We start from the raw sequence: 22,533 nt of genomic DNA, 5'->3' as shown, positions 1-22,533 counted from the left end.
GGCCGGGCAGCGCCCCGGTGTTCGGTGACCAGCGGCGGACGCGGGCGCCAGGATCAGCTGCTGCGACCTCGGTCAGCGCTGGCCGAGGCCGGCTTCGCGGGCGCGGACGATGGCTTCGGCCCGGTCGGCGACCTGGAGCTTGGCGAAGATTGCCGAGATGTGATTGCTCACGGTCTTGGTGCTGATGACGAGTGTTCGGGCGATCGCGTTGTTCGGGCGGCCGGCGGCGATGAGGTCGAGGACCTCACGCTCCCGGATCGTCAGCTCGGGGAACGGCTCCGCGGAACGCGCGGCCGTGGTGGGGGCGGCGGAGAAGTAGGCGATGATGCGCTTCGCGACCGAGGGGCCGAAGATCGCCTGGCCGGCCGCGACGGAACGGATCGCTAGGATGATCTCCTCCTGCTGGGCGCCCTTGATGAGGTACCCCGATGCGCCGGCCCGCATCGCCGCGAACACCGATTCGTCGTCCTCGAACATGGTCAGGACCAGCACCCGGATGGTCGGCGCTGCTTGCAGGATCGCCCGGGTCGCGTCGACGCCGTTGGTGCCCGGCATGTGCAGGTCCATGACGACGACGTCGGGTTCGGTGCGCAGGACCTCGCGGTGGGCGTCCTCGCCATCGGCGGCCTCGCCTGCCACCTCGATGTCGGCGTAGGACGATACGAGTGCGCGCATGCCCTCGCGCATCAGCGGATGGTCGTCGACGATCAGGATGCGGATCACGGTGCCTCCAGGGGGAGCAGGGCGTGCACGCGGCCGCCGGTGTCGCTGGGGCCGGCGGTGAACGTGCCGCCGAGTTCGGCCGCCCGCTCGTGCATCGAACGTAGGCCGACGCCGTGGTGCCAGGGCTCACCGGTATGGGTGCCGTTGTCGCAGATCTCCAGGTGCAGCGCCGCCGCGCGCGGTGCGCCCCCGTGCATGGCGTCGCCGTGGTCGCCGATCCGGAGTCGGATCTGGCAGGTCGTCGCCCGGCCGTGCCGCACGGTGTTGGTGACCGCTTCGGTGGCGATGCGGTACGCGGCCACGTCGACCGCGGCCGGTAGTGCAGGGAGTTCGGTGGGGACGTCGAGGGTGATGGTGACATCCCGCGACCAGGTCTGCTCGGCGCGTTGGCGCAGCGCGGCGACCAGGCCCAGTTCGTCGAGGTCCGGCGGGCGCAGGTCGTAGACGAGGCGGCGGATGTCGGCGATCGCTTCGGTGATGTCCCGGCGTACCCCCAGGAGCAGCTCCCCGGCTCGGTCGAGGTCGACCCGCAGGACGTTGTGCGCCGCGTCGGCCTTCAGCGTGACCGCGGTCAGCGCGGTGCCGAGACCGTCGTGCAGGTCGCGGCGCAGTCTGCGGCGTTCCTCCTCCCGGGCGGCGACGATCCGGGTCCGGGACTGCCGTAGTTCGCCGGTGAGCCGCACCGCATGGACGGCCAGGCCGATCGGTGCGGCGAGCAGTTCGAGGGCCCGGCGGTCCGCCGCGGCCAGCCGGCGTTCCCCGCTGCGCAGCCCGATGAGCAGGTCGGCGGGTGGGCCTCCGCTGCGGCCGAGGTCGAGCGGGACCGAGTGGCGCACGTGGGGCACTTCGCCGTACGTGGCCACGAGCCGGCCGTCGGCGCTGACCGCGGCGTAGGGCAGGCGCAGCGACTCGCAGACGGCGCGCAGTACGCTGTCGAGGTCGCCGGTGAGGCGGCGGCCGACCCGGGCGGCCGCGGCGGCGGGGTCGGCGCGTTCGCCGTACATCAGCCGGTCGACCACGGTCTGGAGCCGGTGGCGGGCCGGCGCGAATGCCAGCGCGACGGCGCCGGCCGCGATGATGGGCCCCGTCGAGCCGTGCTCATCGGCGAGAGGACCGAGCACGGCGACGATGCCCAGGTACGCTCCGGCGACGCCCGCGGTCAGCACGCCGTAGACGAGCGAGCGGTTGATGATGACGCGGATGTCGTACAGGCCGTAGCGCACGATGGCGATCGTCGCCGCGGCCGGAACCAGCGCGAGGGACAGCACGAAGATGATCGGGCCGTCGGTGGTCACCACCCGCTGCACATTGAGCACGAGGAAGACCCCGATGGCCCACAGCAGCCACAGCAGTTGCAGCCGCTGCACGTCGCGCGAACGCCACGCGCGCAGGCCGAGCACCACGACACTGGTCAGCGCGACCGCGGCCGCGGCCAGCACGGTGAAGGGCAGGATCACGCCGGCGAACGCCGTCGCGTCCGGGCCCAGCAGCGGGCTCCGGTCCGCGATCGGTTCGTTCGCGAGAGCGCCGGGCGCCAGCACCGTCGCGAACACAAACGGCAGACCGAGCGCGATGGTCGCCGGCACGAGCCACCGCCAGCGCGGCGACAGCGGCTTGCCGTCGGGGAAGAGCTGCAGAATCAGCGGCAGGCAGATCGTCGGCGCGGGCGCCCAGATCATGATGCCGAAGACGTCGACCGCCTTCTCCCACGCCGGGGACAGGTTCAGCCACCCGGACAGCACGCCGAGGGCCGCGGTGCTGGCGGCGTAGAACAGCCCGTAGGCGAGGAACAGCCGGCCGATGCGGTGCCCGGGCCGATATGTGAGCACCAGCGCACCGAACGCCGTGAACGTCAGCGTCATCACCGTGTTGTTGAGCAGATAGGCGTCCCCCGCGTCGGCGAAGGTCAGTCCGCCGGCGAACCACATGGCCCACACGGCGGCGACCAGTCCGACCGTCCCGGCGAAGACGACGGCCGGGCCACGCGATCGCTCAGGCATACCCACATCCTGCGGCCCCCGTGCGCCCGCGGGCCATAGGAGCTTGCACCCAGATGAAGATGGGAGCCGGGATAGGTGTCCGGCCCGATGACTCCGAGGGCGGCACGGCGGACCGTAGGCGGCAGTCCACACCAGCCACCCACCCGGGAGTACCCATGGAGCGCATCCGTCAGGCCCGCACGGCCGGCACCATCGGCATCGTCGTCGGCGTGCTCTGGCTCGTCGAGTGGGCCCTCGAGGCCTTCGTCGACCCGTCGATCGGCAGCCCGACCTGGTACCTCACGCAAACCCTCGCCACCGCACTTCTCCTCGGCACCGCGGTGCTCATGTTCGGCCTCGCCGCCCCGCACCCGGCTGGAGACGGCCGCGTGGCCCGTACCATCCTCGCGCTGAACTGGATCGCCTGGCTGTCGCTGACCGTCGGTGGTATCGGCTTCCTCACCCAGGGCAACGAGGACAACGGCCCGCTGACCGTCTTCTTCCCGATCGGCGGCATCCTCGGCACCCTCAGTCTGCTGGTCAGTGGCATCCTGGTCGCGGTCAAGCGGCGAGTCCTGGGCTGGCAGCGCTGGGCGGTTCTCATCTTCGGCATCGGATACCTGCTGCTGGGCTTCTTACAGGGCAGCGACGAACCGACCCCCGCCTCGCAGGCGGCGGAACTCGTGCAGTACCTCCTGCTCGTGCTGCTCGCGGTCGCCGTTCGCACTGCGACGCCAACCACCACCCAGCCGTCAACCGAACCGGCTCGGGTCTGACCGCGACAGCCGGCGGTGAGGCGGCGCGCGCCGGATCGTTCGGCATGTCCGGAATGATGGTGTCTTCTCGTCATGATGTCGAAGTCGGGACGGCAGCTTCGACGTCTCCGGTGCAGAAGGGAGTCAGCCATGACTACGAACGAACTTTCCGGGCGGCCGCCGATCGTCGGCCTGGATGCCTGGCAGGCCGCCCGGGACGAGCTGCTCGCCCGGGAGAAGGCGCATACCCGCGAGGGCGATGCGATCGCCGCGGCGCGGCGGCGGCTGCCTATGGTCGAGATCGACGGGGGCGTCGAAGTCGTCGGCCCGGACGGGCCGGTGCCGTTCCGGGACCTGTTCCAGGGTCGTGACGAACTCCTCGTCTACCAGCACATGTGGCATGACGGGGCGCCCCATCAGGGGCAGTGCGAGGGCTGCACGGTGTCGGCCTGGCATCTGCGGGACGCCACCTACCTCAACGCGCGCGGGGTCTCCTTCGCCGTGCTCACCCCGGGCCGGTGGGATGAGGTGGCCCCGTTCGTCGAGTTCATGGGCTACACCCAGCCGTGGTATTCGGTGCGTGACGTGCCGGAACCGATCGGCGGCGACATGGGCTATTTCAGTTGTTTTCTGCGCGACGGCGAGCGCGTGTTCCTCACCTACCGCACCACCGGCCGGGGCACCGAACCGGCCAGCGGGTCGTTCGCACTGCTCGACATGACGCCGTACGGCCGGGGCGAGGCCTGGCAGGTCAGCCCCGAAGGATGGCCCAAGGGCGGGGAGCCGTGCTGGTACTGGCGTGCGGACGCGGACGGCAACGCCACGTGGGGCCCGACGAGCCGCCCGGTGCCCCAATGGACCCGGCCGGCAGCGACGCCGGAGACAACCCTCGGCCGAACCGGCGCACACCACTGACCCGGACAACGGCCCCGGACCCCTCAGTGGCCCTTGAACGCCTCCTCCAGCCACCACGACGGGCGCTCGGAGGTGATCTTCAGGTCGACGACCATCGGTACGTCGCGGGGGCCGGCCAGCCACTGCGCGACCGGGGCGAGGTCCTGCTCGCGGCGTACGGTGATCGCGGCGCAGCCGTGGCCCCGGGCGATCGCCGCGAGGTCGGTGTCCGGGAACCGGACCGTGTCGAGGGGGTGGCCGCCCGGGCCGAAGTGGTGCACCTCGGCGCCGTAGGCGTCGTCGTTGTAGACGAGTATCAGCATGCCCAGGCCGAGCCGTTTCACCGTGTCCAGCTCGGCGATGCTCATCAGGAAGCCGCCGTCGCCGCAGGCCGCGACCGGCAGCCGGCCGGGTGCGGCCAGGGCGGCGCCGATCGCGCTGGCCAGGCCCAGGCCGATCGACTGGAAGGCCTGGGTGAAGCAGAAGCCTCGCTGATCCGGAACGGACAGGAACATCGACGGGTAGCCCATGAAGTTGCCGGAGTCGATCGCCAGCACCCGGTCGGCGGGTAGCACGTCGTCGAGGACGATCGTCGCCGTGCGGGGGTCGATGTGGGTGGCGTCGCCGTCTTCGGCGTACGGAATCAGGCGCCACCGGCCCTCGCGGCCGATGCGTTCCCGGAGGGCTTCGGTGCGGTAGCCGGCGCCCGGCGCCGGGAGCGCGTGCCGCACGGCGACCGCGCTGAGGGCAACGTCGCCGACCACGCCGAGGTCGGCGCGGTGGTGGGCGCCGAGGGCGTCCGGGTCGAGGTCGACCTGTACGACGGTGGCGGTGGGGCTGACCAGGGTGCCGTGCCGGGTGGTCCACATGTTGAGGGAGGCGCCCCAGGCGATGACCAGGTCGGCGCCGGCGATCAGTTCCGCGGCCAGCGGGGTGGCGAAACCGCCGGAGACGTCCAGGTTGAACGGGTTGCCCTCGAAGAGTCCCTTGGCGACGGCCGAGGTGGCCAGCAGGGCGCCGCATTCGTCGGCGAGTTCTTCCAGTTCGGCGCGGGCGTTCGTTGCTCCGCGGCCGGCTATGAAGACGGGCCGGTGGGATCGGCTGAGCAGTGCTGCCACCGCGGCCACCGCCTCGTCGTTGGCCTGCGGAGGCCACGACACCGGCTTGGGCCGGATCTTGCGGGGTGCCGCCGGGGCGGCCTGGACGTCGAGCGGCAGGTTGAGCAGGACCGTGCGGCGCTCGTCGACCGCTTTCTGCCAGGCGCGCGTGGTGTCGGCGACTGCGGTCTCCGGTCCGTGGACGCGGTCGCTTTCCGCGCCGACCGCGCGGGCGAGCGCGTCCTGGTCGACCCGGAAATTCGAGCGCAGGGCGGTCGCCGCCGGCTCGGCGGCGAGGACGACCATGGGCGTACGGCTTTTCGCCGCCTCCGCGATACCGGTCATCGCGTTGGTGAGACCACAGCCCTGGTGCACCGAGACCAGGGCGGCGCGGCCGCTGACCCGGGCGTACGCGTCGGCCGCCGTCGCCGCTCCGGCCTCGTGGCGCGTCGGTACGAATCGGACGCCGCCCGCGACCAGGGCGTTGGTCACGTGGAAGTTCCCGGAGCCGACCACCCCGAAGACGTGGTCGGCACCCAGCTCGGCCAGGGTGCGGCCGACCTCGTCGGCGACCGTGGTCATCTCTCGACGAGGGCGAGCACGCGCGTGGGGCTGCCGGAACCGCCGACGATCGGCAGCGGCGCCGCGATCACGACCGCGCCGGTCGGCGGCAGCAGACGCAGATTTTGCAGCTGGGTGAGGCCGTACTTGCCGGCGCCGAGCACGTAGGTGTGGCACGGGAACGGCGGCTCGAACGCGTGCGCCTTGCCCGCGTCGGTGCCGACCGTCTCCACCCCGACCCCGATGATCGGCGCCTCGTCGGCCAGCCACCTCGCGGCCTCGACCGAGACGCCCGGGGTGTGCGGGCCGGTCTCGTTCGCGTTGAGGAACGCCTCCTGGCTGTCGGAGCGCGCGTCCCATCCCGTACGGATGAAGAGCCACCCGCCCTCCGGAAGCGGCCCGTGCTCGGCTTGCCAGGCTTCCAGGTCGCTGATCTTCAAGAGGAAGTCGGGGTCGGCGGCCACCCGCTCGGACACGTCGAGGACCGCGGCCGGGGCGACGAGCCTGGTGGTCGCGATCTGCGAGACGTCCTCGCCCTCCTTGGCGGTCACCCAGTGCACTGGCGCATCGAGGTGCGTGCCCGTGTGCTCGCCGGTGTGAATGTTGTTCCAATACCAGGCCGGCCCGCGGTCGTCGTACCGGCTGATCTCCTCGAGGCTGAACGTCGCCGTGTCGGCGAACGGCTCCGGCAGCTTGAGGATCGGGGTCTCACTCGACAGCGGCGCGGTCAGGTCGACGACCTCGATCCCGCCGCCGCGGAGTCCGGACACCAGGCTCTGCAGAACGCTCATGGCCCCTCTTTCAGAGATCGTGACTCGGAGCGTAGTGCTACAACGGGTATCGGAGCGCCTCCGAACCGGCATCGATCCGCACCCGATATTCCCACCGCCGCGAGGCCTGCCCGATGCGCGCGGCCCCGGCGGGGTTGGCCGAGTGCACCCGGACCAGCGCGATGTCGAACGGCCGGCCGTCGAAGGCCGCCTCCTCCGGCAGAGCGACCACCACCTCGGCGGCGCGCCCGTCGGCGCGAGCGACCGGGCGGCGTTCAACGTGGTGACCCTGCGGCCACCTCCGCTTCCACGGCCTGCGTGCTCGGCGCCGGTCGACGGAACCCGAGCGGGATCAGACCGAACAGCGCGGTCACGCTGCCGCAGCCGGCGAGTACGGTCCAGGCGGCGTGACTCGCCGTGAGGAGTCCGGCCGGGCTTCCGGCAACGATCGAACCGGTCACGGCCACGCCGATCGCCCCGCCGGTCGACCGGGCCGTCGAGGCGATCGCCCCGGCGACGCCGGCCTGGTCGCGCGGGAGCCCCGACAGGGCCGTGTTGGTGATCGGGGTGTTGACGAGGCCCGAACCCGCACCGACCAGGAGGTACGCGGTCACGAGGTACCAGGCGCTCGTCGACCTCCCGGCACCGATCAGCAGGCCGGTTCCGGTCGCCAGCAGCAGCCCGGCGAGGACCAGCGGCGGCCGCGGTCCACGGGCGGCGACCAGGCGTCCCGAAATCGGCGCGAACACGGCGATCGCGGCCGCCGCCGGGATCGTGAGCAGGCCCGCGTGCAGCGGGCTGAAGCCGCGTACCTCCTGCAGGTAGAGCGTGTTGAGGAACAGGAAGCCGCCGACGGTCATCAGCGCGATCAGCCCGATGACCAGGGCGCCGGAGAACACCGGATCGCCGAAGAACCGGATGTCGACCAGCGGCTCGGACCGCCGGCGCTCCACGCCTGCCAGCGCGGGTACGGAGACGACGGCCAGGGCGAACAGCCCGACGATCAGCGGTGATCCCCAGCCGTGCCGGGGCCCTTCGATGACGGCGGCCGTCACCGGGCCGAGAATCGTGACGACGAGCAACTGGCCGAGGGGGTCGAACCGCTTGCCGCGTGCGGCCTTCGACTCGGGGACGAACCGGTGGGTCAGGTAGAGGGCCAGCACACCGATCGGCACGTTGACCCAGAAGACCGAGCGCCACCCGAGCCCGCCGACCAGCAGACCGCCGAGCACAGGACCGCTCGCCATGCTCAGGCCCCCGACGGCTCCCCAGGCGCCGACCGCCCGGGCGCGCGCGGCCGGCTCGGGGAAGGTGGTGGCGACGATCGACATCGCCACCGGGCCGAGCATCGACGCGCCGACGGCCTGCAGCGCGCGGAACCCGACCAGGGCCGCGAGGGTGGGCGCGACGCCGCACAGCAGGGAGCCGGCCGAGAAGATCGCCAGCCCGGCCCGGAACACGCGCCGCCGGCCGAACCGGTCGGCCAGCGACCCCGAGAACATCAGCAGGCAGGCGATGACCAGCGCGTAGGCGTCGATCGTCCATTGCAGGCCGCTGACCGGCGCATGGAGTCCCCGCTGGATCGAGGGAAGGGCAACGGCGGCGATCGTCCCGTCGAGGCCGACCAGGAACACGCTCAGGCAGCAGGTCAGCAGTACGACCGTCCGGCGGGCCAGGATCACGGATCTTCTCCCCGTCCGACCTCAGCGAGGCGGTGGCGTGGTCGTGATCACGGCGCTCGTCACCTGGCCGGCGGTGGTCAGGTCGTACCGATTCCTGGCCTTGGACCACCCGGTCGGGGTGACCGTCGCACCGGGCTTGAGGGACGCCCGGGGTTTGCCGTCGATGACGGTCGCGCCGGCGCCGCCGGTGAGCTTCAGGCGCAGCGGGACGCCGGTGCGGCTGCTCACCGTGAGGTTGCCGAGCGGGCCTTTCACCGACAGCGGGACCGTGCCCTTCGGGGCGGCCAGCAGCAGCGCGGTGTGGGCGCTGCCGCCGGTCAGCTGAAGGGCGGCCAGGCCACCGGACTGCATGTCGACGCTCTGCTCGTTGAGGCCGCCGGCCAGCTTGAGGGTCCAGGCGACGCGGGAGTTGAGCTGGATGTCGGCACCGACCGTTCCGCTGTCGCCGGTCGGGATCAGTTCGAGGGTGGCGGCCTGCCTGGTGCTGGTCAGGCGGGGCACGGCGCTGCGGTCGACGGTGGCGATCTCGTAGAGCGACCTGCCGAGGTCGGCGCTGTGGACGTGCAGGAGCGACGAGGTGCCGGTCAGGACCAGGGTGCGGGCCTTCGTGCGGCCCAGCGGGGCGGTCAGGCGGTGCGCGGCGTCGGGCCAGGACGGTGACGGCGCCGGGGACGAGATCGGCGGCAGCGTGGGCACCACCGCGGCGTTGGCGCTGCCGCCCGACCGGTAGGTGGGCTCGAAGGCGACCGTCTGGCCGAGGACCACGCCGACGGTGAGCGCGACCAGTACGGCGGTGAAGGCCCACAGACGCCACGGGCGGCGGACCGTCTCCTGGTAGACGATGACGGCCCGGGCGGCAACCTTCAGCGGCTGGACCGTGGGAAGCGCCTGGGTCGGCTCGTTGAGCACGGGCTGGGGCTTCGGAAGGTCTTCGAGGGATTCCGGGCGGCGCCGCGCTCCCTCGTCGAACTGGCCGGTCAAGCTGGCACCTCCGCGTCCCGGGGCGCCGTGCATCGCCCACCCGTGTTACGGAACACAGCCTAGATCGGATCGACGATCTTCGGTACATCTCGGGCGGGCCGGTCAGACTGTCGTGAATTCGTCCAGCGGGCCGTGCAGCCGGTCGGCGTGCACAGTCAGGACCGGCCGGCGATGCATCCCCAGCAGCCGCATCCGGCCGGCCATAGCGTGGGTCTCCAGCCGCAGGTCGCAGCTGCGGCCCGGTCGCACCCCGCCGAGGCGCATCGGCACCCGTCCCCGCAACAACTTGCCGACCTGCGCACCGTGCCCGGGGTACGACCAGGTGGGCAGGAGCGCCCGCACCCGGGGCACCTTGAAGTCAGCCGCGCCGACGGGATCGTCAGCGGCAGGGTGAGGGTGATGCCCTGGACCGACCGGACGCCCGGCCGCAGTCGCTCCCCCACGGGCCGACCCTGGACTGCTTCCGGAATGGATCCTACGAACGGCTCGGTCTCCCCTCGGAGGGTTGAAGACCGGCCGGCGCCCGTCCATCCTCAGTGGATCTCCTGGTAGCACCCCCGACGACCGCCGATGGGGGCCTCGTTGACCGCAGCGTGGGTCGCCGGTGGATACGAATACCACGAGGACTGGGCGCCGGACATGCGGCACATTCGGCCCGTTCACTGGATCCGGCGGCAGCAACCGAAGTCGAACATCCGGACCGACCTGCAACACAGCATCGGATCGCTGCTGACCATCTGCCAGCTCCAGCGGTTCGGCGCCGCCCGCCGACTCGCGGCGATCGCGGAAACCGGTGCCGACCCCGGCCCGACGGAGGACGAGCTGTCCACCACGACTCCGCCCGTCACGGAAGGATCGATCGGCGAAACGATCCAGGTGATCAAGTCGGGCGTCGAGGCGAACGACACGACAACCGGGACCCTTCGCGGAACGGGAGGACGATCGGCGGCATCCTCACCGCCGCCGATCTCACCAACCGATTCGGTGAGCTCGCCGAACCCTTCACTCAGATCGAAGAATGCGAACGCCGCCTGCATCGCCGCGTCAAGGTCAATATTCCTGCGGAGGCCATTGCCGCCGTTCCTCGACCAGGTCCGCTCCGTGGTAAGGATCCGCAACCGGATGATGCACTTCTCCCCGGATCCGATTCCGACTGACGAGTGGGGGGCGATCGACGGTCTGCTCGCCATGTTGCACGCCGTTGATCAGGCTTGAGGCGGTCACGGTCCATGGTGCCGGTCGATGAAATTCGGGCAACGGGACGGCCGTGACCGGCCCGCCCGGCGTAACCGCCGTAACGTGGGGTCCGGGGGTCGCTCCCAGGTAAGTGCAGCGGAGGACGAATGACTACGGTCGGGGTACTCGAGGAGACCGGGGAGGGTGAGCGCCGGGTGGCGCTCACCCCGGACGGGGTGCAGCGCCTGCGTCGGCTGGGCGTGGAGGTCACGGTGCAGACCGGCGCGGGGCGCCGGGCCTGGTTCGGCGACGAGGAGTACGTCGCGGCGGGCGCCGCGACGGCCGGTCGCGGGCAGGTGTACGCGACGAGCGACGTGCTCGTCTGTCTCGATCCGCCGGCCGATGTGGGTGAGGCGAGGGACGGCCAGCTGCTGGTCGGGTTGCTGAGCCCGCTGACCGATCCGGGCCTGGCGCAACGGCTGGCCGTCGCCGGGGTGACCGCGGTCAGCCTGGACCTGCTGCCCCGCACGCTGAGCCGGGCCCAGGCGATGGACGCGCTGACCTCGCAGGCCAATGTGGCCGGTTACCAGGCGGCGATCGTGGCCGCCGAGGCCTACGGCGGCTACTTCCCGATGCTGATGACGGCCGCCGGGACGACCCGGCCGGCCCAGGTCCTGGTGCTCGGCGCCGGCGTGGCCGGCCTGCAGGCCGTTGCGACGGCACGCCGGCTGGGCGCGCTGGTCACGGCTTATGACGTACGCGACGCCGCGCGCGCCGATATCACCTCGACCGGCGCCGCCGTCCTGGATCTGGCCGGCGCGGGCACCGGGTCGGCCGAGCGGACCGACGGGTACGCCGGCGAGCTGGCCGCCGACGAGGCGGCCGCGCAGCAGCGGGCGCTCGCGGCGGCGATCCCCCGCTTCGACGTGGTGATCACGACCGCCCAGGTGCCGGGGAAGCGGCCACCCGTGCTGGTTCCTGCCGAGGCCCTGGCCGCGATGCGCCCCGGCTCGGTCGTCGTCGATCTGGCCGCCGGCCCGCATGGCGGCAATGTCGCCGGATCGGTTCCGGAGCAGCGGACGGCCACCGCCGGGGGCGTGACCGTGATCGGCGCGGGCCGGCTGCCGTCGACGATGCCTCAGGCGGCTTCCACCGCGTACGCCAGGAACCTGATCGCCCTGCTCGCCGCTCTGATACCGCAAGGCTCGGTGGCCCTGGATCTCGGTGACGAGATCCAGGCCGCCGTGGTGGTGACGCACGGCGGGAAGGTCGTCAACCCGAGGGTCCGCGAGCTGCTCGACGAGCGGAAGGAGATCCGGTCGTGAGTCCACTGCTGATGGCCGACATCACGGTGTTCGTGCTGAGTCTGCTGGTCGGGTTCGAGGTGATCAGCAAGGTGCCGGCGACGTTGCACACGCCGCTGATGTCGGGCGCCAACGCGATCCACGGCGTGGTCGTGGTCGGGGTGCTGCTGCTGGCTTCGGCGACGTCGAGCGTCGCCGGCTATGTGCTGTTGTTCGTCGCGGCCTTCTTCGCCGCGATGAACGTCGCCGGCGGTTACGTGGTCACCGACCGCATGCTCGCGATGTTCCGGAGGCGGTCATGAGTGCCTTCGACACGATCGTCCACTTGATCTACCTGTTGTGCGCGACGCTTTTCGTGGTCGGCCTGCACCTGATGAACACGCCCGCCACCGCCCGCCGGGGCAACCGCGTCTCGGCGGCCGGCATGGTGGGCGCCATCGCGGTCACGGTTGTCACGCTGGCCTGGCATCACACCGTCGGGACGACCGCCGTGGTCGTGCTGGTGGTCGGGCTGGTCGCCGGCACGCTGGCCGGCCTGGTCGCCGCCCGCCGGGTGCAGATGACGGCGATGCCGCAGCTGGTGAGCCTGTTCAACGCGGTCGGCGGCGGCGCGGCGGCCCTGATCGCGCTGACCGACGCGATCGAGCACACCGGTGACCTGTCCACCTCGGCCTCGGTGACCGGCGTCCTCGACGTGGCGATCGGCGGCGTGACGTTCAGCGGTTCGCTGATCGCCTCGGGCAAGCTGGCCGGCCGGGTGCCGGGCCGCCCGATCGTCGTACCGGCCGGCCGGCTGATCGCGGCCGCGCTGACCCTGATCGCCGTGGTCCTGGCGACGCTCTTCGTGGCCGGCCACGGCGGCGTCGTCGCCCTGACCGCGATCACGCTGGCCGCGCTCGCCGCCGGCGTGCTGCTGACCCTGCCGATCGGCGGCGCCGACATGCCGGTCGTCATCTCGCTGCTCAACGCCTGCACCGGCACCGCGGTCGCGATGGCCGGCTTCGTGCTCGACAGCAACCCGCTGATCGTCGCGGGCGGTCTGGTCGGTGCGGCCGGTGCGATCCTGACCAAGCTGATGGCCGACGCCATGAACCGCCCGATCAGCGCCATCATGGCCGGTGGTTACGGCACCGGCGACGCGGTCGCGGTCGCTGCCGGGTCGGGCTCGGCTCCGGTACGCGAGATCAGCGTCGACGACGCAGCGATCCAGCTGGCGTACGCCGGGAAGGTCGTGATCGTCCCCGGTTACGGCCTGGCCGCCGCGCAGGCCCAGCACGAGGCCGTCGCCCTCGCCCAGGCCCTGACCGAGAACGGGGTGGACGTCAGCTACGGCATCCACCCGGTGGCCGGCCGCATGCCCGGCCACATGAACGTCCTGCTCGCCGAGGCCAACGCGCCGTACCCCCAGCTGAAGGACCTCGACGAGATCAATCCGGTGTTCGCGAGGACCGACGTGGTTCTGGTGATCGGCGCCAACGACGTCACCAACCCGGCCGCCCGCCGCCCCGGCAACCCGGTGTCCGGCATGCCGATTCTCGACGTCGACCAGGCGAAGAGCGTGATCGTCATCAAGCGTTCGCTCGGTCACGGCTACGCCGGCATCGACAACGAGCTCTACACCGATCCGAAGACGGCGATGCTCTTCGCCGATGCCAAGGCGGGGCTGGCCGCTCTGCTGGCGGGGCTGCACGCGTACGCGTGAAGGCCCTGCTAAGGATGTTCGCGTTCGCCGGTGATGTAGCCGGCGAGGCTGCTGCGCTCGGCCTCGAGTTCGTCGATGCGGTTCTTGACCACGTCGCCGATGCTGACGACGCCCTTCAGGATGCCGTCGACGACGACCGGGACGTGGCGGAAGCGGTGCTCGGTCATGAGCCGCTCGACGTCTTCGAGGGCGGCGTCGGGCTCGACCGTGCGCACCTGCGTGGTGTGGATGGCGCTGACCGGTTCGGTCAGCACGCCGGCGCCGCGGGCGGCCAGTGCGCGCACGATGTCGCGTTCGCTGACGATCCCGTCGACCCGCTTGCCGTCATGCGAGACGATCACGGCACCGATCTTGTGTTCGGCGAGGACCGCCAGCAGCCTCGTCACGTCGACGCCGGGCTCGACGGTGATCACCTGTTCGCCCTTGACCCTCAGTACGTCACTGATCCGCATCTTCCGCTCCTCTGCTCGGCCCCGTTGCCGTATGCCTAGAAACCGTCACCAACGGTGTCTTGTCAAGAGGATCACCTTGCGGGTTCGCTCGATCTTGCGCTCTACTGGGACCAAGACGGTCGGTCATTTTCCGAGGAGGCATTCGCATGAGCGATCTGCTGGACGGCGTACTCGCGGCGCACGGCGGCCTGGCCCGCTGGCAGGCGGCCGATCAGCTGACGGCCACGATCGAGGTCGACGGCCCGTTCTGGGACTGGCGCGGCCGCCCCGGCATCCGGCGGCCGCAGACCATGACCATGGACACCCGGCACCAGCGGATCACGCTCGCACCCTTCAGCGACGGCAGCCTGACCGCGCTGTTCAGCGCCTGGCCCGCCCGGGTCGAGATCCGCGAGGGCACCGGCGCCCTGCTCGAGGCGAGCGACGACCCGCTCGCCACCTACCCGCCCTACACCGACGCCGTGACCTGGGACCGCATCCAGCTGGCGTACTTCATGGGCACCGCCAACTGGAACTACATGGCCGAGCCGTTCCTGTTCACCTACCCCGGCGTCACCGCGACCGAGATCGCCCCGTGGTCCGAGGGCGGCGAGACCTGGCGCCGGCTGGCGGTGACGTTCCCGGCCGAGCTGCCCAACCACAACCGGTCCCAGACCTTCTACTACGGCGACGACCGGCTCCTGCGCCGCATGGACTACTCCCCCGACGTCACCGGCAACTCGCCGATCGCCCACTACGCCTTCGAGCCGATCACCGCCGGCGGCCTGGTCTTCTACGGCCGCCGCTCGGTGCACCTGCGCAACCCCGACGGCATCGCGGACCTGAGCTCCGCCCCGATCACCATCCGCACGAGCGCGGTGACGGTGCTCTAGCCGCACCCGAACCCGAAGCGGCCGTCCGCGCCCGATTCCGCCTTTATGGCCCACCCGTTCCGGATCCGGGCGGTGCCGCCCTCACCCTCGTCGTGATCCGACTCTGGCAGTCCGGACACCGCGAGGTGAAGATGCAGCTCAACGTCGTGATTCTGGTGGTTGGCCTGTTCGTCGCGCTCGGCATCGGCGGGGGCCTGGCCGGTCACCGCCTGGGCGTCGCCGCCGGCGCCCCGGCGGAGAAGGGACCGGCCGGCGGATCGGCACCTCCCGTCACCACTCCGGCGAGCACCCCGGCCCCGGCCCCCACCGGGACGTCCGCCTGCGACCACCATGTCGGAGAGCCCGGCGTGGTCGACGTACAGATCGTTTCCGCGCCGAAGGATCTGACCATCTGCCCGGTGCTGCTCAACAACGGTGCACCCATCACGGGCCCCTTCGCGGTGAACGGCAGATTCGTCGGGCGACCGGATCTCCACGAGCGGATCGCCGTCGTCAACCGGGCGGATCCGGACACCTGCGACGCCTCCGGCCGTCCGCCCGTGATGGGGCTGTTCCAGGCGCGCACCTTCGTGATCCACGGCGACGGAACCTGGTCGTTCACCGACGGGCTGGGATACGACGAAGCGGTGACCTACGCCCGGAACTACGCGATCGTTGATGCGTCGCCGGCCGCGCTGGCCGTCATCCGCAACGATTGGGACGACTGGAACCGGAAACATCCGGGCAGCAACGACTACGCCGGCATGACCGCGCTGCCCGCCGGCGCGAAGGTGCTGGCGACCTTCCGTCAACCCCCCGGCAAGTACGAGGGCAAGGGCTCGCCCTGCAAGAACACCTGAGGTCGCGGCGTACGGGAGGGGCCCCGGCCGAAGCCGGGGCCCCCTCCCGCCAGATCGACCCCTATTGGGCGGAGGCCACCGCCCGGTCGGCGGGGGCCGGCTTGCCCAGGTAGAAGCCCTGGCCCAGCGGTACCCCGCACTCGGCGAGAGCGGCCCGCTGCGCCTCCGACTCGATGCCCTCGGCGATCACCGTGCAGCCCTGCGACGTGGCGAACGACACCAGGGAGCGGACCGCCGCGCGGCGTGCGTCCTCGTTCTCTACGCCGGCCAGCGCGGCCCGGCCCAGCTTGAGGAAGGCGGGCTTCAGCGTCTCCACCCGGGCGAGCGTGTCGTAGCCCGCGCCGGCGTCGTCGACCGCGATCCGTACGTGGTCCGGCAGTTCCGACACGTCGGCGGGTGTGCCCTCGGTGATCTCCAGGACGAGCGGCCGGGACGCCTCGGCCAGCAGCGGCGCCAGCTCGCGCGGGCGGCGCAGCAGGTCGGCCGAGACGTTGATCGAGAGCCAGGTGCCGGTCGGCAGCGACTCGGCCGAGGCCAGCGCGGCCCGGATCAGCGCCGCGTCGAGGTCGATGTGCACGCCCTGCTCGGCGGCGGCCGCCAGCCCGTCGGCGGGGCTGCTGCCGTCGGCGAACCGGGTCAGCGCCTCGTAGCCGACCACGTCGCCCGACCCCAGCTCGAAGATCGGCTGGAAGACGGTGAAGAAGCTGAACTCCTCGAACGAGCTGGAACCCAGCGATCGGCCGGCGCCGCGCAGCGCGTTCGCCTCCGCGTGGTTCGACCGGACCGCGACCAGGCCGGACGAGCCGCCCTTCTCGGACCGGTAGTGCAGCACCGACGCCCAGTCGCCGATCGCGCCGGTCGGGGTGGCCGGCGTGGTCTTGCCGGCAGCCGGCTTGCGGCTCGGCTTGACCGGGCGGTACAGCCAGTTCCGCAGGTGGGTCAGGAGGTCGACGATCGTGTTGCCGATCCCGACGAACGCCACCATCGCGTACAGCGAGAGCGTCAGGTTGAGCGCGGCGAAGATCAGGTTGTTCCAGTTGTGGTGCAGGATGTCGCGCCAGCCCGTCCAGGCGCACAGCGCGATCATCGCCACGGGCAGCAGCAGGTAGGTGGTCGCGGCCGTCGTCCGGTTACGCACCTTCGGCGTACGTTTGAAGGCGCTCTTCTCCCCGGTGAGCAGTTGCAGCAGGGAAGCGAAGCTTCCCGACAGGTTGACCGGGAGCAGGATCAGGTTGAACCCGTAGATCCGCAGCACGTCGATGCGCTTGTAGCCGAGATATTTCAGGTCGGCGCTCATCATCAGGAAGTACGGCACCGACACCAGCAGCAGGATCGGGTTGAGCAGTTCCTTGTTGAACGGGTAGACCAGCATGATCACCAGGCACACGGAGCTCCAGAAGATCGAGGCCATGTAGTTGACCCGCAGGAAGAGCTCGCCGAAGCGGTTCTTCTGCCCGCGTGCCTTGCGGGCGCGCACCTGGTCCTTGAGACGCGACAGGATCAGCAGGCCGCCGTTGGCCCAGCGCTGCCGCTGGATGGCGAGCGAGCCGAAGTCGGGCGGCGTGGCGCTGTAGGCCATCCGCTCCGGGTAGTTGTAGAGCGTCCAGCCGTTGACCCCGAGGTCGATCGTCGACTCGGTGTCCTCGATGACGGTCCGGTCCTGGATGTAGCGGCGGATCTCCCAGTCACCCTCGTACGCGACCTCGCAGATGTCGTCGAGTGCCTTCTTGCGCAGCACCGCGTTGGCGCCGACCCAGAACGTGGCGCCGTAGTGGGTCATGCCCTGGTGCACGATGTGCTGGATGTCGGTGGTGGCGCCGGAGATGCGCTCGATGCGGGTGGCCGAGCCGGGGAACGCGCTGTACGGCGTCTGCGCGACCGCGTGCTGGGCGTACGCGCCCTGCTCCATCAGGTGGACGAGCCGCAGCGCGTACTCGGGGAGCAGCACGCTGTCGGCGTCGAGGGTGAGCACGTAGTCGGGGTTGGGGACGGTGAGCTCGCCGCGGCCCGCCACGGCCGGCACCAGTGCCACCCCGAGCGGAGTGTTGACCTCCTGGTAGCTGCCACCCATGAGGCCGATGTAACTGTTGAGGTTCATGGCCTTGTTGGGTTCGTTCGACAGCGAGACGTACCGCTTGCGCTCGAAGCTGGTCACCGACACGTCGAAGATCGCCAGCAGGCGGCGGTAGAGCTGGTGCAGGCGCTCGGCCGGCAGTGCGGCCTCTTCGCCCGCGCCGCCCTCGAGGGCCTCGGCGATGGTGCCCAGGTCGTCGGCGAGAGCGTTCACGATGTGGTCGACGAAGAAGGCGTCGGTGTGGTCGATGATCTCCTGGCGGCGGCCCAGGCCGTAGAGCCAGGCGACCGCGAACCGGTACTCGTCGGCCAGGTTGCGCATCTCCTCGGCGCCGGTCCCGGCCGGTGACTCGAGGAACCGCTCGTACGCCGACCGCACCCGGGTGTACGGCACGGCCAGCTCGGTCTCGATCGCGGCGGGCAGCGCGCGGGCGCTGCGCAGCAGGTCCCGGGCGGCCCGGTTCTTCGGCTGCTGCGGGTCGTCGATCAGCAGGGCCACGCGCAGGCCGGGGTACTCCTGCAGGGCCGCGCTGAGCAGCGTGGTCCGGATGACCCGCTCGTCCTCCTGGTACGACGGGACGAGCACGGTCACCGAGGGGGTGTCGGTGGCCAGGAAGTTGTCGAGCGCGATCCGCGGCGCCCGGTGATGGGCCCGGCTGCGGTAGAAGAACCCGATCCGGGTGATCAGGTACGCGGTGGCCGAGGCGGCCAGCCCGGTGACCACGACCATGTACACGATCGCCTCGACCACCAGGCGCGCGCTGTTCGCCTTGCCGGCGATGAACTGCTCGATCACCGTGTAGACGATGTAGCACGCCCAGACGGCGATGGTGAGTACGATCGCCAGCCGGCCCCGGGCGATCCGGCCCTCGGAGACGGGTGGCGACACGAGCGGGTGGGGATCGGACCGGCGGTCGGCACCCCACTGGCGTCTGGCGTCCGGTGTTCGCTGATCCACCGAGTTGCGCGGCATTCGGGTCGCCCTTCACTGATGATCGGTTCGCTCTTCCCATCGGCGGCGGCGCCCGGTTGCATGAAGGTTTGCCGCCCTTCTTCATTCCTCGTTCCGTCTGCCGACTTTGAAAGGTGACGTCCCCCGACGGAAAGGGCAGCCATGCTCGCCGCCACCCCACACTCCGTGGACCCGCTCGACGACCTGGACTGGCCGGAGCCGGAAGGTCCGACCGAGCGGCTCTCCTGGGTGCGCGTCGGCATCCTCGTACTGGTGCTGGTGGCCCTCGGGGCCGGCGGCACCGCGGCCGTGCTGCACCTGCGGAACACTTCCGGCCCGACCGCCAAGTCGTGGGCCGTACCGTACGTCGACGTCACCCTGACCCCGACGTTCCAGTTCCAGGACCCGTCGGCCAACCCGGCCAACGACGTCGCGCTCGGCTTCGTCGTCGCCGATCCGCGGGATCCGTGCGCGCCCAGCTGGGGTGGCGCCTACACTCCGGACGAGGCGAGCAACTCGCTCGACCTCGACCGGCGGATCAGCCAGCTGCGGGCGGCCGGCGGCAACGTGATGCTCAGCGTCGGCGGCGCGAACAACACCGAGCTGGCGGTCGGCTGCGCCGACCAGGCGAAGCTCACCGACGCCTATCGGCAGCTGGTCAAGCGGTACGACGTTGGCACGCTCGACCTCGACGTCGAGGGCACCGCCCTGGCCGACGCGGCCTCGATCCAGCGCCGCGCGGTGGCCGTGAAGGCGCTGCAGTCCGACGGCAAGCTCGACGTCTGGCTGACGCTTCCGGTGAGCCCGGACGGGCTGACCGCGGATGGCCTGGAGGCGGTCCGGGCGACGCTCGCGGACGGGGTGCAGCTGCGCGGCGTCAACCTGATGACCATGGACTTCGGCGGCGACACCGGCACCCCGGACATGCTCGGCCTGACGACCCGGGCCCTGAACGCCACCCACAAGCAGCTCTCCGACCTCTACCTGCGGCTCGGCGTGCAGCTGACCTCGTCGCAGGTGTGGTCGCGGATCGGCGCCACCCCGATGATCGGGCAGAACGACGTCGACGCCGAGCGGTTCACCCTCGACAACGCCCGCGGGCTGGCATCGTTCGCGGTCGAGAAGGGCCTCGGCCGGGTCTCGATGTGGTCGATCAACCGGGACGCCCCGTGCACCGGCACCTTCACCAACGTGGTCGTGCATTCCAACACGTGCAGTGGCGTGCCGCAGAGCGCGCTCGCCTTCTCGTCGGTCTTCGCCGGCCTGCCCGGTCGTGCGGTCGGTGCGAGCCAGCAGGCGATCGCGATCCCCAACCAGCAGGCGGTCGTCGACGACCCGAAGACCAGCCCGTACCCCGTCTGGCGGCTCACCGCGCAGTATCCCGGCGGCTACAAGGTGGTCTGGCACGGCGTGGTCTACGAGGCGAAGTGGTCCAGCTCGGGTGTCGATCCGGCGGCGGCCGGCAGCCCGAACTCGCCGACCCCGTGGTCGGTGATCGGCCCGGTCGTGTCGGGCGACAGCGCCCCGAAGCCGGTCCCGCTGGTCACCGGCGTCACCGCGTCGTGGAACGGGACGACGGTCTACGTGCGCGGCGACAAGGTCCTCTTCGAGGGCCTGCCCTACCAGGCGCGCTGGTCCACCAAGGGCGACAGCCCCTCGACCGACTACCCGGTCGGCCCGGACGAGCCGTGGCAGCCGCTGTTCTCGGTCCCCGGGGAGCCCGCCAACTCATGAGAACCGGCCATTTCAAGTACTGGACCCGTTCACGTTCATCGATTGGGATCTCTGCGTAGGTGGTCGGTGCAGGACCGGCCACAGGGGAGGTCCAGGTGCACAGTTCCCTCACCCGCAGTGCCGTCGCGGTGTTTGCGGCCGCCGCTGTCGTAGCGGCGGCCGCGGCCCCCGCTTCGGCGGCCGGCCCGGACAGCAAGGTCTCGCGGACCACGACGGTCGGCATCCACAACACCTACGACCCGGCCACGTTCGGCTACCTGGCCCAGGCGCTCGACGAGCACCCCGGCCTGATCGAGCTGGACGTCTGGCCCGACATCGTCACCCGGGAATGGAAGGTCAGCCACTCCAACCCGCTCGGTAACGCCAACAACTGCGTCGCCGCGACCAGCCCCGCCCAGCTCTACTCGGGCGGGGCCAACAAGAACCTCGAGTACTGCCTGGACGACATCCGCGTGTGGCTGGGCGCCCACCCGGACGCCGGCCCGCTGGTGCTCAAGCTGGAGCTGAAGACCGGCTTCTCCAGCCGCACCAGTCAGGGCCCGGCCCAGCTCGACGCGGCGATCGCGGCCCACCTCGGCCCGGCCGTGTTCAAGCCGTCCGACCTGCTCGGCTCGTACGCCTCGCTGGACGCCGCCGCGAAGGCGGACGCCTGGCCGACCCGCGCCCAGCTGGCCGGCAAGGTCATCGTCGAGGTCATCCCGGGCACGGTCGAGGAGTCCAACCCGACCGACACCCTGTGGACCGACAAGGAGTACGCCCAGTACCTCAACTCCCTGAAGGCCGCCGGCACCCTGAGCAAGGCCCAGATCTTCCCGGCCGTGCACAACGCGGCCCCGGGCGACCCGCGGACCCGCTACAGCGACACGTCGCTGCGCCCCTGGTTCGTGGTCTTCGACGGCGACGCCAACTCCTACGTCACCACCAGCGGCATCGACCTGCCCTGGTACGACAACAACCACTACCTGCTCGTCATGACCGACGTGCAGAACATCGCGCCGGCCGTCACCAACGGCGACACCGCGGCCGCCCAGGCCCGCGTCGCGCTGGTCGCGAGCAAGCACGCCAGCGTCGCCTCCTCCGACTGGTCGGGCATGCCGACCGTCGACAGCGCGGTGGCCGACCGCGGCTGAGCGTCGGCGACCGGACATGTTGACTGCATCGCATCCGTCAACAGTTGATGCAGTCAACACGTCCGCGCACGGTCAGCGGAACACCAGCCCGCCGCCGACCTCGAGCACCTGGCCGGTGAGGGCGCCCGAGCCGTCCGACGCGAGCAACCGTACGGTCGCCACCAGGTCCTCCGGCAGCAACGCCCGGGGAATGGCCTGCGTGGCGACCAGCGGCGCGTGCGTCTCGGCCTCCCGTCCACCGGCCAGCTCGGCCTCACCCTCGGTGCGGATCGCGCCGGGCGACAACGCGTTCACGGTCACCCCGCCCGGGCCGAGGGCGCGGGCGAGCGACCGGGTCAGGCCGATCAGGGCACTCTTGCTGGCGACGTACGCGGGTCCGCTCGGCCCGCCCATCCGGACCGTCGGCGACACCACATTGACGATCCGGCCCCACCCGCGCTCGGCCATGCCCGCCCCGAGGGCCTGACACAACAGCATCGGCGCGGTCACATTGACCGCGAACGTAGCCTGCCACTCGTCTACGGTCAGCCCGCCCAGGTCGACGTTGGAGGCCCGCGCCGCGTTGTTGACCAGCACATCGACCGCGCCGGCTCGCTCGGCCAGGGCGCGCACGGCCTCCGGGTCGGCCAGGTCGGCATCGAGCAGTTCGGTGCGCGCACCGAGGTCGCGGCACAGCCGCGCGACGCTGTCGATCTCGTCGGCCGCGCCGAGATGATGCAGCAGCAGCGTCTTGCCGGGCCGGGCCAGACCGACGGCGATCGCCGCCCCGATCCCCCGCCGGGCCCCGGTAACCAGAATGCGCTGCCCCATCCGCTCAGCGTACGACCGCCAAGGTCGTTCCAGGCCGCACTCAGGAG

At 71.2% G+C, this 22,533-nt stretch carries 21 protein-coding genes; 10 read left to right on the top strand and 11 right to left on the bottom strand.

Annotated elements, in window-relative coordinates:
* Positions 1-72: 72 nt before the first annotated feature.
* Complete coding sequence (locus tag ACIA5C_RS07740; RefSeq protein ID WP_396052382.1) at positions 73-723, bottom strand: response regulator; 651 nt, start codon at positions 721-723, stop codon at positions 73-75.
* Positions 720-2,723 (bottom strand): sensor histidine kinase, encoded by a 2,004-nt coding sequence (locus ACIA5C_RS07735; protein ID WP_396052381.1) that lies wholly within the window; start codon positions 2,721-2,723, stop codon positions 720-722. Before ACIA5C_RS07735 ends, ACIA5C_RS07740 begins: the two co-directional genes overlap by 4 nt.
* A gap of 155 nt (positions 2,724-2,878) precedes the next feature.
* On the opposite strand from ACIA5C_RS07735, the gene ACIA5C_RS07730 reads away from it, so the two are divergent.
* Positions 2,879-3,478, top strand: a complete 600-nt coding sequence (locus ACIA5C_RS07730) for a hypothetical protein (protein WP_396052380.1) — start codon at positions 2,879-2,881, stop codon at positions 3,476-3,478.
* 129 nt (positions 3,479-3,607) lie between these two features.
* Positions 3,608-4,372 (top strand): DUF899 family protein, encoded by a 765-nt coding sequence (locus ACIA5C_RS07725; protein ID WP_396052379.1) that lies wholly within the window; start codon positions 3,608-3,610, stop codon positions 4,370-4,372.
* 23 nt (positions 4,373-4,395) lie between these two features.
* Here ACIA5C_RS07725 and ACIA5C_RS07720 read toward each other — a convergent pair whose 3' ends face one another.
* From ACIA5C_RS07720 to ACIA5C_RS07695, 6 genes are all read right to left on the bottom strand, one after another.
* A complete protein-coding gene (locus ACIA5C_RS07720) occupies positions 4,396-6,030 on the bottom strand; it encodes a thiamine pyrophosphate-binding protein (RefSeq protein WP_396052378.1) in 1,635 nt (544 codons plus the stop codon).
* Positions 6,027-6,800 carry a cyclase family protein gene (locus ACIA5C_RS07715; RefSeq protein ID WP_396052376.1) on the bottom strand — a complete coding sequence of 258 codons (774 nt, stop codon included), beginning with the start codon at positions 6,798-6,800 and terminating at the stop codon, positions 6,027-6,029. The genes ACIA5C_RS07720 and ACIA5C_RS07715 overlap by 4 nt, the downstream gene beginning before the upstream one ends.
* Before the next feature lie 37 nt (positions 6,801-6,837).
* Entirely contained in the window at positions 6,838-7,011 is a 174-nt protein-coding gene (locus tag ACIA5C_RS07710; protein ID WP_396052375.1) for a hypothetical protein, read from the bottom strand.
* Between the two features lie 43 nt (positions 7,012-7,054).
* Positions 7,055-8,461: an MFS transporter gene (locus tag ACIA5C_RS07705; RefSeq protein ID WP_396052373.1), complete on the bottom strand. Its 1,407-nt coding sequence runs from the start codon at positions 8,459-8,461 to the stop codon at positions 7,055-7,057.
* A gap of 21 nt (positions 8,462-8,482) precedes the next feature.
* The gene (locus ACIA5C_RS07700) at positions 8,483-9,442 is read right to left on the bottom strand and encodes a hypothetical protein (protein ID WP_396052371.1); all 960 of its coding nucleotides are present in this window, start codon (positions 9,440-9,442) and stop codon (positions 8,483-8,485) included.
* Between the two features lie 102 nt (positions 9,443-9,544).
* Entirely contained in the window at positions 9,545-9,784 is a 240-nt protein-coding gene (locus tag ACIA5C_RS07695; protein ID WP_396052370.1) for a hypothetical protein, read from the bottom strand.
* Positions 9,785-10,081: 297 nt separating this feature from the next.
* On the opposite strand from ACIA5C_RS07695, the gene ACIA5C_RS07690 reads away from it, so the two are divergent.
* The 4 genes from ACIA5C_RS07690 (at position 10,082) to ACIA5C_RS07675 (ending at position 13,624) form a co-directional block, all read left to right on the top strand.
* Positions 10,082-10,657 carry a hypothetical protein gene (locus ACIA5C_RS07690; RefSeq protein WP_396052368.1) on the top strand — a complete coding sequence of 192 codons (576 nt, stop codon included), beginning with the start codon at positions 10,082-10,084 and terminating at the stop codon, positions 10,655-10,657.
* 128 nt (positions 10,658-10,785) lie between these two features.
* Positions 10,786-11,943, top strand: coding sequence for an NAD(P) transhydrogenase subunit alpha (locus ACIA5C_RS07685; protein ID WP_396052366.1), 1,158 nt, complete (start codon positions 10,786-10,788; stop codon positions 11,941-11,943).
* 11 nt (positions 11,944-11,954) lie between these two features.
* Positions 11,955-12,224, top strand: coding sequence for an NAD(P) transhydrogenase subunit alpha (locus tag ACIA5C_RS07680; protein WP_396053090.1), 270 nt, complete (start codon positions 11,955-11,957; stop codon positions 12,222-12,224).
* Positions 12,221-13,624 carry an NAD(P)(+) transhydrogenase (Re/Si-specific) subunit beta gene (locus ACIA5C_RS07675; RefSeq protein ID WP_396052364.1) on the top strand — a complete coding sequence of 468 codons (1,404 nt, stop codon included), beginning with the start codon at positions 12,221-12,223 and terminating at the stop codon, positions 13,622-13,624. The genes ACIA5C_RS07680 and ACIA5C_RS07675 overlap by 4 nt, the downstream gene beginning before the upstream one ends.
* An 8-nt stretch (positions 13,625-13,632) precedes the next feature.
* Here ACIA5C_RS07675 and ACIA5C_RS07670 read toward each other — a convergent pair whose 3' ends face one another.
* Positions 13,633-14,076 (bottom strand): CBS domain-containing protein, encoded by a 444-nt coding sequence (locus tag ACIA5C_RS07670; protein WP_396052363.1) that lies wholly within the window; start codon positions 14,074-14,076, stop codon positions 13,633-13,635.
* Positions 14,077-14,222: 146 nt separating this feature from the next.
* Here ACIA5C_RS07670 and ACIA5C_RS07665 point away from each other — a divergent pair, with 146 nt between their 5' ends.
* On the top strand, positions 14,223-14,948 hold the full coding sequence (locus ACIA5C_RS07665; protein WP_396052362.1) for a hypothetical protein: 726 nt from the start codon (positions 14,223-14,225) through the stop codon (positions 14,946-14,948).
* Between the two features lie 92 nt (positions 14,949-15,040).
* Positions 15,041-15,787 (top strand): hypothetical protein, encoded by a 747-nt coding sequence (locus ACIA5C_RS07660; protein ID WP_396052360.1) that lies wholly within the window; start codon positions 15,041-15,043, stop codon positions 15,785-15,787.
* 61 nt (positions 15,788-15,848) lie between these two features.
* Here ACIA5C_RS07660 and ACIA5C_RS07655 read toward each other — a convergent pair whose 3' ends face one another.
* Entirely contained in the window at positions 15,849-18,833 is a 2,985-nt protein-coding gene (locus tag ACIA5C_RS07655) for an EAL domain-containing protein (RefSeq protein ID WP_396052358.1), read from the bottom strand.
* 165 nt (positions 18,834-18,998) lie between these two features.
* On the opposite strand from ACIA5C_RS07655, the gene ACIA5C_RS07650 reads away from it, so the two are divergent.
* Together ACIA5C_RS07650 and ACIA5C_RS07645 are read left to right on the top strand one after the other, a co-directional pair.
* Positions 18,999-20,546, top strand: a complete 1,548-nt coding sequence (locus ACIA5C_RS07650) for a chitinase (protein WP_396052356.1) — start codon at positions 18,999-19,001, stop codon at positions 20,544-20,546.
* Between the two features lie 95 nt (positions 20,547-20,641).
* A complete protein-coding gene (locus tag ACIA5C_RS07645) occupies positions 20,642-21,676 on the top strand; it encodes a phosphatidylinositol-specific phospholipase C domain-containing protein (RefSeq protein WP_396052354.1) in 1,035 nt (344 codons plus the stop codon).
* A 72-nt stretch (positions 21,677-21,748) separates the two neighbouring features.
* Here ACIA5C_RS07645 and ACIA5C_RS07640 read toward each other — a convergent pair whose 3' ends face one another.
* Positions 21,749-22,486 carry an SDR family NAD(P)-dependent oxidoreductase gene (locus ACIA5C_RS07640; protein ID WP_396052352.1) on the bottom strand — a complete coding sequence of 246 codons (738 nt, stop codon included), beginning with the start codon at positions 22,484-22,486 and terminating at the stop codon, positions 21,749-21,751.
* Positions 22,487-22,533: the final 47 nt, after the last annotated feature.

The organism is Actinoplanes sp. NPDC051343, assembly GCF_044455125.1.
Lineage (GTDB): Bacteria > Actinomycetota > Actinomycetes > Mycobacteriales > Micromonosporaceae > Actinoplanes.
The sequence above is the reverse complement of the archived record's forward strand: the minus strand, read 5'-3'. Positions and strand labels throughout refer to the sequence as shown.